At 57.2% G+C, this 13,142-nt stretch carries 12 protein-coding genes and 1 pseudogene; 10 read left to right on the plus strand and 3 right to left on the minus strand.

All coding sequences use genetic code 11. The annotated features are described in order from the left end of the window. Positions 1–2: 2 nt before the first annotated feature. The 3 genes and pseudogenes from pncB to GIW69_RS18610 form a co-directional block, all read right to left on the minus strand. Positions 3–1,226: a nicotinate phosphoribosyltransferase gene (gene pncB, locus GIW69_RS18600; RefSeq protein ID WP_236484251.1), complete on the minus strand. Its 1,224-nt coding sequence runs from the start codon at positions 1,224–1,226 to the stop codon at positions 3–5. Positions 1,227–1,514: 288 nt separating this feature from the next. After that, complete coding sequence (locus GIW69_RS18605) at positions 1,515–1,784, minus strand: hypothetical protein (RefSeq protein ID WP_236484252.1); 270 nt, start codon at positions 1,782–1,784, stop codon at positions 1,515–1,517. 107 nt (positions 1,785–1,891) lie between these two features. Then, a pseudogene (locus GIW69_RS18610) lies at positions 1,892–2,558 on the minus strand (alanine:cation symporter family protein); the annotation flags it as partial. A 496-nt stretch (positions 2,559–3,054) separates the two neighbouring features. Here GIW69_RS18610 and GIW69_RS18615 point away from each other — a divergent pair. The 10 genes from GIW69_RS18615 to GIW69_RS18660 all read left to right on the plus strand — a co-directional run bounded on the left by GIW69_RS18615 (position 3,055) and on the right by GIW69_RS18660 (position 13,117). Next, a complete protein-coding gene (locus tag GIW69_RS18615) occupies positions 3,055–3,570 on the plus strand; it encodes a MaoC family dehydratase (RefSeq protein ID WP_236484253.1) in 516 nt (171 codons plus the stop codon). Between the two features lie 109 nt (positions 3,571–3,679). Continuing rightward, positions 3,680–4,675, plus strand: coding sequence for a TRAP transporter substrate-binding protein DctP (gene dctP, locus GIW69_RS18620; RefSeq protein ID WP_236484254.1), 996 nt, complete (start codon positions 3,680–3,682; stop codon positions 4,673–4,675). Next, positions 4,675–5,238, plus strand: coding sequence for a TRAP transporter small permease (locus GIW69_RS18625; protein ID WP_236484255.1), 564 nt, complete (start codon positions 4,675–4,677; stop codon positions 5,236–5,238). Before dctP ends, GIW69_RS18625 begins: the two co-directional genes overlap by 1 nt. Before the next feature lie 9 nt (positions 5,239–5,247). Continuing rightward, the gene (locus tag GIW69_RS18630; RefSeq protein ID WP_236484256.1) at positions 5,248–6,519 is read left to right on the plus strand and encodes a TRAP transporter large permease; all 1,272 of its coding nucleotides are present in this window, start codon (positions 5,248–5,250) and stop codon (positions 6,517–6,519) included. Positions 6,520–6,532: 13 nt separating this feature from the next. Next, positions 6,533–7,924 (plus strand): MmgE/PrpD family protein, encoded by a 1,392-nt coding sequence (locus GIW69_RS18635; protein ID WP_236484257.1) that lies wholly within the window; start codon positions 6,533–6,535, stop codon positions 7,922–7,924. Positions 7,925–7,968: 44 nt separating this feature from the next. Next, the gene (locus tag GIW69_RS18640; protein ID WP_236484258.1) at positions 7,969–9,120 is read left to right on the plus strand and encodes an acyl-CoA dehydrogenase family protein; all 1,152 of its coding nucleotides are present in this window, start codon (positions 7,969–7,971) and stop codon (positions 9,118–9,120) included. Beyond that, the gene (locus GIW69_RS18645) at positions 9,117–10,298 is read left to right on the plus strand and encodes a CoA transferase (protein WP_236484259.1); all 1,182 of its coding nucleotides are present in this window, start codon (positions 9,117–9,119) and stop codon (positions 10,296–10,298) included. The genes GIW69_RS18640 and GIW69_RS18645 overlap by 4 nt, the downstream gene beginning before the upstream one ends. A 1-nt stretch (position 10,299) precedes the next feature. Beyond that, positions 10,300–11,070, plus strand: coding sequence for a GntR family transcriptional regulator (locus GIW69_RS18650; RefSeq protein ID WP_236484260.1), 771 nt, complete (start codon positions 10,300–10,302; stop codon positions 11,068–11,070). Next, positions 11,063–12,262, plus strand: a complete 1,200-nt coding sequence (locus GIW69_RS18655; protein WP_236484261.1) for an MFS transporter — start codon at positions 11,063–11,065, stop codon at positions 12,260–12,262. The genes GIW69_RS18650 and GIW69_RS18655 overlap by 8 nt, the downstream gene beginning before the upstream one ends. Before the next feature lie 54 nt (positions 12,263–12,316). Continuing rightward, on the plus strand, positions 12,317–13,117 hold the full coding sequence (locus GIW69_RS18660; protein ID WP_236484262.1) for an HpcH/HpaI aldolase/citrate lyase family protein: 801 nt from the start codon (positions 12,317–12,319) through the stop codon (positions 13,115–13,117). Positions 13,118–13,142 lie beyond the last annotated feature (25 nt).

Raw genomic sequence — 13,142 nt, forward strand, 5'->3', positions numbered from 1 at the left:
ATTCACTCCTTGCTAGATAGACTGGAAACGGCAGGAACCTTGAAAACGTGTCGCAAATAGGCGACGAAATTCGGATCTTTGCAGTGGGTCTTGCCGGGCTCATCGGAGATCTTTGCCACCGGTTCACCATTGCACGCGGTCATTTTAAGCACGATGCTCATCGGTTCGACACCCGGGATATCGCACGTCAGGTTGGTGCCAATGCCGAAGCTCACATTGATCCGACCGCGCAGTGCCCGGAATATTTCCAACGATTTGGGCAGGGTCAGACTGTCGGAGAACACCAGGGTCTTGCTCATCGGGTCGATGCCGAGCTTGTGATAATGGGCGATGCATTTTTCCGCCCACAGCACCGGATCCCCGGAATCGTGGCGCAAGCCGTCGAACAGCTTGGCGAAAAACAGATCGAAATCGCCAAGGAAAGCGTCGGTGGTAATGCAATCGGTCAGGGCAATCCCCAGCAGCCCACGGTATTCACGCACCCAGCAGTCGAGGGCGGCGATCTGGCTGTCGATCAGGCGCGGGCCGAGTTGCTGGTGGGCCATGATCCATTCGTGGGCCATGGTGCCCAACGGCTTCATGTCCATCTCGCGGGAAAGGTGCACATTGCTGGTGCCAACGAAACGCCCGGGGAAATCATGCTTGAGCACGTTTACCACTTCTTCCTGCACGCGGTAGGAAAACCGTCGACGCGTGCCGAAATCGGCAACCTGCAGCTCGGACAACTCCTCCGGCGAGGCATTGGCGCTCAGCCAGTCGAACTTGCGATAAAGCTGCTCCCGCGCCTGTTCAAGCACGGTGTCGCGGTAGCGGTATCGGTTGCGCACTTCACTGACCAGCGCCAGCAGCGGCACTTCGAACAGAATCACGTGCAGCCACGGCCCGCGCAGGCGGATGAACAACTCGCCGTTTTCGATACCCGTGTGTAGATAACGCAGATTGAAGCGAAACAGGCCAAGAAAGCGCAGGAAATCCGGCTTCATGAAGCTGATACGTTCGAGAAAACTCAACTGATCGGCACTCAGGCTCAGTTCTGCCAGGCGCTCGATCTGGAAGCGGATTTCTGCCAGATACGGGCGCAGATCCTCGCTGTTACGGCAACGGAACTCCCATTCGACTTCGACGTTGGGGTAGTTGTGCAGCACCGCCTGCATCATCGTCAGTTTGTAGAAGTCGGTGTCGAGCAGGTTCTGCACGATGCGATCGGCAAACACGCTCTCGCTCATAACGGGGTCTCCAGACGCGGAATCAATCGATGGCGCTAGTGGCGCATATTCGGGCCGAGAATTACCAGCGGTTTTTTCTTCTACTTCGACCCCTTTGGTTGCCGCGAGACTTTACGTGACGAGGTTTTATTGGAGTTTCGGTTGTAGCAAATTCCTCGATGGCGACCTGAATCACCATTTCCAGGCGAGCCCAGCTTTCCATAATCGGCAAGTAACGAGTGGCGGGGAATTAGGCCTGTCTGAATCGCTTTAATCATTGCCGCTTTTAGTGCTTCATGAGGTATATCGTTAGCCATTGATTGCCGCTCCTTTGAAGTTAATCTGTTCCAGTGTGTCGACGCCATCTTGCAGTAATACATAAATTGGAAGAATTACGTGATAAAGGTCTGAGTCGTTAGTGTGTGTCATCGTTACCGATGTCAACGCTTCCAGCAGACCAGTGGCTGCACGTATCCTGAAGTAGGCATCTTTGAATAGTTGTTTTGATGGAACTTGCGAGTCTATGTAAAAAGTTGAATGACTGGTTGCGTTGGCTTTCAGAGGGCGATAGCGATTCATTGAGTTACTCCATATTGAATTTCAAATGCAGGAGTCTAAAAAGTTCTGAAGGGTTAAGGGGGCAGTTGAGTCATCAATGGATCGTGATGACTCAGCACATGCAGACTTTAATCCGGTTTCAGGACGTCTCTGTCGATAGCTCTAGTGTGATTCGTCGTGCCATTGTTGCGCGGTGGCCAAGCCAGAGGATCCAGATCCAGGTCGAGAAATTTCCTTGAGTCGAATACCGGTCTTTTGACTCCTGCGCGCCGCTGCTTTTCGTAATCATCCAGTACGCACAGGCAAACATTGAACAGTGAAGCCATCGCAATAAGATTGACCAGTGCCAGTAAGGTCATGGTTATATCAGCGAATGCAAGTACCGTGGAAAGATCCTCCACGGATCCCCAGAAAATTAGAGCCAGTACAAGTGCCCGATAGATATACAACGATTTTCGAGGCGCCCCAACGATAAAGCGCAAGCTGTTTTCGCCCAAATAATAGTTGTAGAGCATGGCGGTAAAAACGAAAAGTGCGAGTATCACGCTGATGAATGACCGCCCCCAATCACCCGCCACCGCCGCCAGTGAATTCTGTGTGAGTGCAATTCCATCACCTTCAAATCCAGGCGTATAAAATCCTGACAGCAGAATGATTAGCGCAGTACAGGTGCAAATGACAACGTGTCGATGAAGACACTCAAGGGTTGGACGACCCCTTGTTCAATTGGTTGATCGATTGCCGCAACCGAACCTACTTTGGAGCGCTACCCAATCCAGCCTCATTGGAAAACAGAATATTCAAGATCTGGAGGACTCTACGGTTTTTCCCCACCGTCAGCTTTGGGTCGATATCGGCCTTTCATGATAGGTAGAAATCAGCCAAAAGCGGGTGTTTGGCAATTTAGTGAGCCGATTATTGTTGGCGCTGCTTGGATACTGACCCACCCGCGGCTAGCCATCTTAAAAAACAAAATAATCGACGCTCAAAGCGTTTCGCTCTCCTCCCACGGTCGGCATTTCTGTCGCCTCTCGCGCATCGCAGCCGTCCAGCATAGGAAGATAGTCATTCCGACGAGCGGTCGTATATAGCCTAACTGGTTGAAAAACAGCATGTTGATTTTTCTGGCCACCAGAATTTCCGATGCATGCTTCAAGCATTGCGGCCAAGGCGCTTGGCAGCGACTATTTTTATTATTACTGTGTTGTCCGGACAACATGACAACACGCCAGCTTCTCATTGGACGCCGATACCTCAGGTCTGTTCAAGAACAAAAATAAGGAGTTCCTGCATGAGCGTTAAACAGATTGGTGAGCAGCGGTACCGCGGTCAGATTGGCCGCTATTTCGAAGACTTCGAGATTGGCGATATCTACGAGCACCGTCCGGGTCGCACTATCACGGAGACTGACAACATCCAGTTTTCCCTGTTGACGATGAACCTGCATCCCATGCATTGCGATGCGGCTTACGCGGCCAAAAGCGAGTTTGGCAAGCCATTGGTCAACAGCGGCCTGACCGTGGCGATCGTCCTGGGTATGACGGTACCTGACGTGAGTGGCAAAGCCATCGCTAACCTGGGCTGGACCGACATCAAGCTGACCGCGCCTGTTTTTCCTGGCGACACCATCTACGCCGCCTCCGAAGTGCTTAACAAGCGTGAGTCCAAGTCACGCCCCAACCAGGGAATCATCACCGTTAAAACAATCGGTACCAAAGCCGATGGCACGCAGTTCATGAGCTTCGAGCGCAACGTGCTCATCCAGAAGCGTGAAGGCAACACGCTGGACGAGGCGGCCGGTTACTGAGTTGTATCGCCCCCGTTTACGGGGGCTGCAGAGCAGCCACGATCTGCTCTGCACCTATTACGTCTGATCCAGATAATTCCTCAACAAAAACAAATACGAGGAAACACCCATGATCAAGTTGAAACACTTAATCGTTGCAACCTTTACCTCTTGCGCTCTGGCCGCTCTCGCCGTGCCGCTTCAGGCCGCTGAATTGGTGCTGCCAAACGAGGTCGCTGCAAGCCACTGGAAGACTGGGTACATGAACGAGTTCGCCACCCTGGTGGACAAGCGCACCAGTGGCAGCCTGGATGTAAAGGTTTTCCCGTCATCCCAGCTTTACAACGATCAGGACGCCCTTGCAGCGCTCGGCACTGGCGCGGTGCAAATGGTCTGGCCCGTCTCGGTGCGCATCGAAACCATCGATCCGCGCCTAGGTGCAATTAACCTCCCGTTCACACTCACCGACAAGCTGATGAACAATCAGTGCTATGCCAAAGGCATTACCGAGCTGATGTCGTCTTATGTCGAACCGCGCAAGCTTAAGATCCTCGGACTGCTGCGGGCCGCAGACCTGTTTTTCATCATGAGCAAACGTGATGTCAAGCAAATGTCGGACTTTAAGGGCGCCAAGATTCGGGTGATTGGCGGGCGGGTCTTCCTCGACACCATTCGTGGCTTGGGTGCGAGCCCGATATCGATGGCCGCATCTGAGATGAGTACCGCATTGGGGCAGGGTGCCATTGACGGCGTCTTCACTTCGGCGGGCGGTTGGGCCGAGATGATCGGCCAGACTGGCAAACACGCCTTCTACGTGCCCAATTTCTCGCTGACCACCTATGCAGTGGTGGTAGATAAAATCTGGTTTGACGAGCTGAGCAAGACCGAGCAGGACGCGATCACCAGCAGCATGCAAGAAATCACTGCCAAGCAATGGAAGGAGGTGGTGGTAGAGGATCAGAAGCTGATCGACAAGATGGTTGCCGGCGGTGCGACCTTCACTCAGGCGACTGCGCAGCAATCCGGGGCCTATGAGGCGCTTGCAGCGAAGAACAAGAAAATCTTCTCGAGCGAACATCCAGATGTCTTGCCGGCAATGGACGCCATCGAGAAGAGGTGCCTGTGATGTCTGTCCAGATGACTTCTGAATCGCTGCGGGAGACGTCCAAAGCGAGACGCAGTTTGTGGTTACTGTTCGAGCGCAAAGTACTGCTCAACGTGGCCACGGCGATGTTTCTCCTTTCGACCGCAATCATGCTGTTCGAGGGCATCTCCCGGGCAGCGTTCGACAGCAGCGCGTTCTGGGCTGAGGAAAGCGTGCGTTACCTGATGGTGTGGTCGTTTTTCCTGACGCTTGGGGTTAGCGGGAACGCGGGCAACCACATCCGCACCGACCTGCTGCTGGAGCGTCTGGGGCCGCGCGCGCGATCGGTGTGCCATGTGGCTTCCAGCCTGGTCGGCATCACGTTTTGCGCTCTGCTGTTCTTCGCTTCGCTGCCACAGGTTCATCGCTACTACACGATGGGCATGATGACCGAGTCCAACCTCGATTTGCCGTTGTGGTTTCTGTTCCTTGTCATGCCGATTGGTGCCCTGCTGTTTCTCGCCTACTACCTGCGTTGTCTGGTCATTGCCCTAAAAGGCAAGGATCCGTTTGGCAACGGACAAATCACCGGCTCACAGCTCTAGGAGACTACCATGCTGATGTTTATCGCTCTGCTGGTGATGTTGGCGTTCCTTGCCATTGGTACTCACGTTGCGGTCGCCCTGGGGCTGGTCACCACGGGTCTGATCCTGTTCGTGGCGGGAGTGCCAACCACTGTTATCGCGCAGACCGCGTTCAAGTCGGTCAATAGCTATCCATTGATGGCCATTCCGATGTTCGTTTTGGCTGGCAACCTAATGATGCGCGGCAACATCGCCGAGTTGCTGATCCAGTTGGTCGGTAGTGTTGTGCAAGCCGTGCGTGGTGGTCTGGCATTGACCGCGATGATCGCAAGCGTGTTTTTCGCCGCTGTTTCCGGCTCAAGTGTCGGCTCTGCAGCTGCCATCGGGGCGTCCACCGTGGGTGGGCTGACGAAGGAGAATTACCCTCCGCGTTTTTCCGCTGCCATTGTTGCCGTAGGTGGCACCCTGGGGCTGATGATCCCGCCATCACTGGGGTTCATCTTGATCGGCTCCATCGTCGGTTTGCCGGTAGACAAACTGTTTATCGCAGGCGTATTGCCGGGGTTGATGGAGGCTTGCCTGCTGATGGCGGCCGTGGTGTTTTTCTCTCGTCGCAATAACTATGGCGCAAAGGCCAAGGTTGCCGACTGGGCAGGTTTCGGCCGCCGTCTGCCGGGTGCTGGCGCGGCGCTGATGATGCCGGTGCTGATTCTCGGCAGCATCTACACCGGCTATTTGACGCCTACGGAAGTATCGGCTTTCGCTGCCGCGTATGCAGCCATTCTTTGCCTGTGGGTTTACCGCAGCGTGACCTTGGGCGGAGTTTGGGATGTGGCGCGTGATTCGCTGCTGCAAACCACCATGATTTTCGCTGTGGTCATGGGCGGCAGTCTGGTGGGCTTCGCCTTGGCCCGCATGGGTGTATCTGCCAGCCTGGTGTCGGCAGTCAGCGCCATAGAACTCAGTCCATGGCAGTTCCTGATTCTGGCCAACATCGTACTGCTGATGCTCGGCATGTTTCTCGATGGCATCGCGTTGATCGTGCTAACCGCACCGTTGCTTTTCCCTATCGCGACTCACCTGGGAATCAATCCCGTTCATTTCGCCGTAATCATGGTCGCCAACGTTGAGATTGCTACGTTGACGCCACCTATCGGGCTCAACCTGTTCGTCATGGCCGGCATTTCCAAACAGCCGGTGCATGAAGTAGCCCGTGGAGTGCTGCCTTTTTATGGCGTGCGCATGCTCGGCTTGGCCTTGATCACGTTCGTCCCGGCAATTTCTCTGTCACTTGTCAGCTGAGAGGAAAACAACAATGAATGCCTCTACCCATAATCCGATTGCCGCATCCCTCGCCGCTTTTGCTGAACAGCTCGGTTTTGATTCGATACCCGAGCCGGTTCGCATGCGCGCCAAGCTGCTGATCCTTGATGCCGTGGGCATCGCACTGGCGTCGACTCGCTACGAATTTGCCCAGCGCACGCTATCTGCGACGCGTGAACTGGGTGAAGGTACAAGCGATGTCATCGGCTTCAGTGCCAAGCTTTCCCTGCGCGATGCCATTCTGCTCAACGGCGTGCTGGTTCACGGCCTGGATTTTGACGATACCCACGGCCGTGGCGTCATCCATGCGACCGCCAGTTGTTTCCCGGCAGCGTTGGGGATTGCCGCAAAGTACGATGCGAGCGGTCGTGATTTTCTGACAGCCTATGTGCTGGGGATGGAAGTCGCGACGCGCCTGGCTTCGGTGGCCAAGGGTGGCTTCCATCAGGTCGGTTTTCACCCCACAGGGCTGATTGGCGCGTTTGCTTGCGCACTGATCGCCGGCAAGTTGCAGGGCCAGACCTCCGAGCAATTGGCGATGACTCAGGGCGTCGCGCTAAGCACGGCCTCCGGCAGCCTGGAGTTTCTCGAAGACGGTGCCTGGACCAAGCGCATGCATCCGGGTTGGGCAGGTGTTGCCGGGCTCACTGCAGCGACATTGGCGCGCCATGGTTTCAGTGGGCCGAAGGCTGTCTACGAGGGGCGGTTCGGTTTGTTCAAGAGCCACCTGGGTGAGCGCGAAGCCGAGTGTGACTACGCCTTGGCTACCATGAATCTGGGCAGTGCGTGGGAAGTGGGTGAGGTGGCCGTCAAACCGATACCTGCGTGCCACTTCACGCATGCGGTCGCCGACTCGGCAGTGATTCTTCATGAGCAGGGCATTCGTATCGAAGACATCGCGCGTATCACCGCCCTGGTGCCTCAAGAAACCATCGGCATTGTCTGCGAGCCCGAAGCCAGCAAGCGCAAGCCTTCCAACAGTTACGAGGCGCAGTTCAGCGTTCCGTACGCCATCGCCAGCGGCCTGCTGCGTGGGCGCTTTGGCCTGGCCGATCTCGAACCGCAAGCCTATTCAGATCCGGCGGCCCTCGCGCTGATGGAGAAGATTGATTATCAGGTCGACCCTCAGTCGGGGTTCCCACGCCACTACTCCGGTGAAGTGGTGGTCAGGCTGCATGACGGTCGCCAATTGCGTCACCGCGAGGCAATCAACCGTGGTGCAGCGGATCGACCTCTTTCAGCCGCCGACATCATCGCCAAGTATCGCGAAAACGCTCAAACCGCCATTGCTCCACAAGCCGTCCAGCGAATCCTCGACGCGGTACTGAACCTCGATGCTGGAAGCACCCGAGAGCTTTCCCGCGTACTGGCGGCAAGTGCCTGAGTCTTTAAGAACGAACATGACAAGAACAATCTGGAGAGACAAAGATGAGTGAATACGACGAACAGGAAAGCATGATTCTGGATGCCCTCGATCGCTTTCTTGAAACCGAGGCCAAGCCGTTTGTGCACGAGTTGGAAAAGAACGACACCTACCCTGAAGAAATGGTCGAGAAAATGAAGGCCATGGGGTTGTTCGGCTGCATCATCGATCCGGAGTACGGCGGCCTGGGTCTGTCTACGGCCACTTACGCGAAGATCGTCGAGCGTATTTCCTGCACATGGATGTCGCTGTCCGGAATCATCAATTCACACCTGATCATGGCCTCCGCTATCCAGCGTCATGGCACTCAGGAACAAAAGCAGAAGTTTTTGCCACGCATGGCCTCCGGCGAGCTGCGCGGTGCCGTGGGTTTCACCGAGCCCGATGCCGGTACCGATTTGCAGGCGATTCGGACCACCGCCCGCCGCGAAGGCGATCACTACGTGGTCAACGGTGCCAAAACCTGGATCACCAACAGCCTGCACGGTGGCGTACTTGCGTTGCTGGTGAAAACCGACCCGACCGCCGAGCCTCGCCACAAAGGCATGAGCTGGCTGATTGCCGAGAAGGGCCCGGGCTTCAAGGTTGCACGCAAACTGGAGAAGCTTGGCTATCGTGGTATCGACACCTGCGAGCTGGTGTTCGAAGACTACAAGGTACCGGTTGACTGCCTGATTGGCGGTGTCGAAGGCGTGGGCCTCAAACAGGTGCTTTCCGGTCTGGAGCTGGGACGGATCAACGTCGCTGCCCGTGGTGTTGGCGTGGCCCGTGCAGCACTGGAAGAAGCCGTCAGTTACTCCCAGATCCGCAAGACCTTTGGCAAGCCTATCTGCGAGCACCAGGCGATACAGCTCAAGCTCGGCGAGATGGCGACCCGCGTTGAGGCCGCGCGCCTGCTCACCGAGTCTGCCGCCAAGGCGTACGACAAAGGTGACCGCTGCGACATGGAAGCGGGCATGGCCAAGTTCTACGCCACCGAGGCAGCCCTTTCAAACGCCACCGACAGCATGCGCATCCATGGCGGCTACGGTTATTCCAAGGAGTACAACGTAGAGCGTCTGTTCCGCGATGCGCCACTGTTGACCATTGGTGAAGGCACCAACGAGATGCAGCGCATCATCATCGCCAAGCAACTGGTACAGAGGAATCCGGCATGACCCTCCCTCTTGAAGGCGTGCGCATCGTCGCCGTCGAGCAGTATGGCGCGGGGCCGTTTGGTACCCAGCATCTGGCTGACCTTGGCGCTGAGGTGATCAAGATCGAAAACCCGAATGAAGGCGGTGAAATTGGTCGTCACGTGGGGCCCTATTTCTTTGAGGAAGGCGACAGTCATTTCTATCAGTCCTTCAACCGCAACAAGAAAAGTGTGGTGCTCAACCTCAAGAATCCTGAAGAAAAGGCGCAACTGATTGAGCTGCTCAAGAGCGCTGACGCGCTCTACGACAACCTGCGCGGCGATCTCCCGGAAAAACTGGGCTTGACCTACGAAGCGCTCAAGGAGCACAACCCGGCGCTGGTCTGCTGTCACTTGTCGGCATACGGTCGCGAGGGCGCTCGCAAGGCCTGGCCGGGCTACGACTACCTGATGCAGGCCGAGGCGGGATATTGCTCGCTGACGGGCGAGCCGGGCGGTCCTCCGGCGCGTTTCGGCCTGTCGATCATCGACATGATGACCGGCACCACCGCTGCTCTGGCACTGGTCTCGGCATTGGTCGGCGCTCGCGCGTCGGGGATGGGTCGTGATATCGACGTCAGCCTTTACGATGTGGCGATGCACAACGTTAACTACTTGGGCACCTGGTACCTCAACGAAGGTGTGAAAACCGAGCGCACACCGCGTTCCGCGCATCCGTCTCTGACCCCGAGCCAGCTTTACAAGACGCAGGATGGCTGGATGTTCATCATGTGCAACAAGGAAAAGTTCTGGGCTGTGCTGGCAGAGCTGATCGGCAAGCCGGAATGGGCGAGCAACGATCTCTACGGCAGCTTCAAGGCGCGCTTGGCAAACCGTGACCAACTCACTGAAGACCTCGACGCGGTGCTGATGCAACAACCCACTGCATATTGGTTGAAACACTTTGGTGGCCAAGTGCCGGCGGCCCCCGTCAACGACATTGGTCAGGCGCTCGATAACCCGTTTGCCAAGGAGCAGGGGCTGATCTTCGAGGTTGAGCACCCGGTTCGCGGTAAGATCAAAACCCTTGCCTGCCCGATTCGTTGTCCGGGCGAACAACTACCCAATCAGCCTGCCCCCCGTCTTGGCGCACACCAGTCAATCCTGGGCGCGCTGACGCGTGGATCAGCTGCTGTGAAAAAACCTGCTGGAGTCAGCTGAGATGATCAACGAATTGCCTTCCCCACTGTCTGGCGGACAGCCTCGCTATCTGGTTCTTGCGCAGGCGCTGGTCGACGCGATCAAGTCTGGGCGTTACCCCGTCAATAGCCTGCTGCCAACTGAGCATGAGCTGTGCAAGCAGTTCAATGTCAGTCGGCATACGGTCCGGGAAGCAATTCGCCGACTCAACGAGTTGGGCCTGATCAGCAAACAACACGGCATCGGCACGCGGGTCAAGGCAGTCCATCCCGCATCTCGCTACGTGCAGGCCAGTGAAGGGATCTCCGACTTGCACCAATATGTGCGCGACGTACGCATGGAACTGGGCAGTTCACAGGAAATCAGCGCCGATGAGGATTTGGCCGAGCTGCTTGAATGCAAACCGGGTCAAGCCTGGGTGTGTGCCGTAGGCCTGCGTCATCGCGAGGGTGACAGCACACCACTGGCGCGTACTCAGGTCTATGTGCCAAGTGCTTACAGCGCCGCTTTGGATGCGTTCGGCGACGGGCGCACGCCAATCTATGAGCTGCTGCAACGACGCTTTGGTCTGCAAATGACCGAAGTGCGCCAGACCCTCAGCGCGGTGAATCTTGGTGAGGAAGACGCACGTGCCTTGCACGTCGAGCCGGGGTCGCCGGGACTGCACATCGTGCGCAAGTATTACGGCAATAACGATGAGCTGCTGGAAGTTGCGGTCAACATCCACCCGGGTGAACGCTTCAGCTACTCGATCACCCAACGGCTGGTCTGGCAGGGCGCTAACGGTGAATAAAAGCTACTCGACTCTGGCGGTCACTCTGGCCATTCAGGCCCTGGTGTCCATGGCGACTTTCACCGTACCCGTGTTGGCGCCTGTCGCTCTGCGTGAGCTCGGTGGTAGCGTCGGCCTGGTGGGTTTGTTCGTTGCATTGATTTACCTGGGGGCAATGATTTCCAGCCTGCTCAGCGGTAGCTGGATTTTACGTTTCGGTGCGATCCGTGTCAGTCAGGTCTGCCTGTTGTCATGCGCTGCTGGCCTGGCTATCGCTGCCGGTGGTCAAACCTGGTGCCTGCTGCTCAGTGCCTTGGCTCTTGGCGCGGGTTACGGCCCGGTTACGCCGGCGAGCTCGCATATCCTGGCGCGCACGACGCCGACGCATTTGATGGGGTTGATGTTTTCCCTCAAGCAGACGGGCGTGCCGATAGGTGGTGTGCTCGCCGGTATACTGATTCCTGGTCTGGTTGCTGCCATCGACTGGCGTGGAGCGTTGCTGCTGACCGCGATTGGTTGTGTGGTCATGGCGGCGATCGCCCAAGTAGCTAGGCGCGAACTCGATGATGATCGGGATCCGTCGACGCGCCGCTCACGCAGTAACTTGCTCAAGCCGCTGGGGATGATTTTTGCCATGCCTCGCATGCGCAACCTGGCATTGTGCTCGATCTTCTTCGGTGCCATGCAGTTATGCCTGACCACCTATCTGGTGAGTTATCTGACCCACGATTACGGCCTGGCACTGGTCTCTGCCGGGGTCATTCTCGCCCTGACCCAAGGTGCAGGTGTCGTCGGGCGCCTGCTCTGGGGCTGGGTTGCCGACCGCTGGTTGGAGCCCAATCGGCTTCTGCCATTACTGGCGCTGCTGATGGCGATCGCTTCGCTGCTCACTGCCGCCTTCACCCAGTACTGGCCGCTTCCGCTGGTGGCTGCGGTGAGTATGTTGTTCGGTGCCAGCGCAATTGGCTGGAATGGCGTTTATCTGGCCGAAGTCGCTCGCCTCGCGCCGGTCGGCACCGCCGGTCAATACACAGGAGGGACGTTGTTCTTCACTTATTTCGGGGTGGTGGCCGGACCACCCCTGTTTGCCGGGCTGACACAGCTTGGCGATTCCCTTGCCAGTGGTTACGCGTGGTTTGGCGGCTTGATGCTGCTGATCGCGCTTGCACTGGTGCGCTTGAACATTAGCAGCGCGCGCGCCGACTCCAGCTAGCGCGCCTTCGTTTCACCCCTCACTTTTCTATCCAACCCAACGTGGAGAACTGCCATGGCAGCCCGCTCGTACCTGTTCGTCCCGGGAGATCGTCCGGAGCGTTTTGATAAAGCCTGCGCCGCTGGCGCTGATGTCGTCATTCTCGATCTTGAAGATGCCGTGACCCCTGAGCGCAAGGATCAGGCCCGCGAAGCCATTCGCGCCTGGCTTAAAGCGGGCGGCAAGGCCTGGGTGCGCTTCAACGCAAGCGACACTCAATGGCACGCAGATGATTGCAGCCTGATCGATGTGCCGGGCCTGCTTGGGGTGTCCTTGCCCAAGGCGGAAAGCGCCGCACAGATCAGCGTTCTGGCACAGCGTATGGCCGAGCCTTTGCGGATTCTGCCGATCATCGAAACCGCTCGCGGCATATGCAATGCCGAGGAGATCGCCAGTGCGCCCAAGGTCCAGTGCCTGGCCTTCGGCTCGGTGGATTTTCAGGTCGACACCGGAATTCTCGGTGACGGAGAGGAGCTGCTGTTCGCCCGTTCGCGTCTGGTGCTTGCCTCGGCGCTCGCTCGCATCGGCGCACCGGTAGATGGCGTGACGACTAACCTGGACGACCTCGACCTGCTGGCCAGCGATGTACACCGTGCCCGGCAACAGGGTTTCGCCGGCAAGTTGTGCGTACACCCCAAGCAGGTTGCACCGATCAATAACGGGTTTCTTCCAGCCGAGCACGAAGTGCAGTGGGCGCAGGCAGTAATGGATGCGGTGGCGAAGGATCAGGGCGTAGGGGCGATCAGCCTCAACGGCAAGCTGATCGATTTGCCCGTGATCCTGCGCGCGCAACGCATTTTGGAAAACATCGCCTGAGCACAGGCGAACAGGCCCAGGAGCG

Origin of the sequence: Pseudomonas syringae (genome assembly GCF_021605415.1) — a bacterium.
In the GTDB taxonomy this organism is placed as follows: domain Bacteria; phylum Pseudomonadota; class Gammaproteobacteria; order Pseudomonadales; family Pseudomonadaceae; genus Aquipseudomonas; species Aquipseudomonas syringae_S.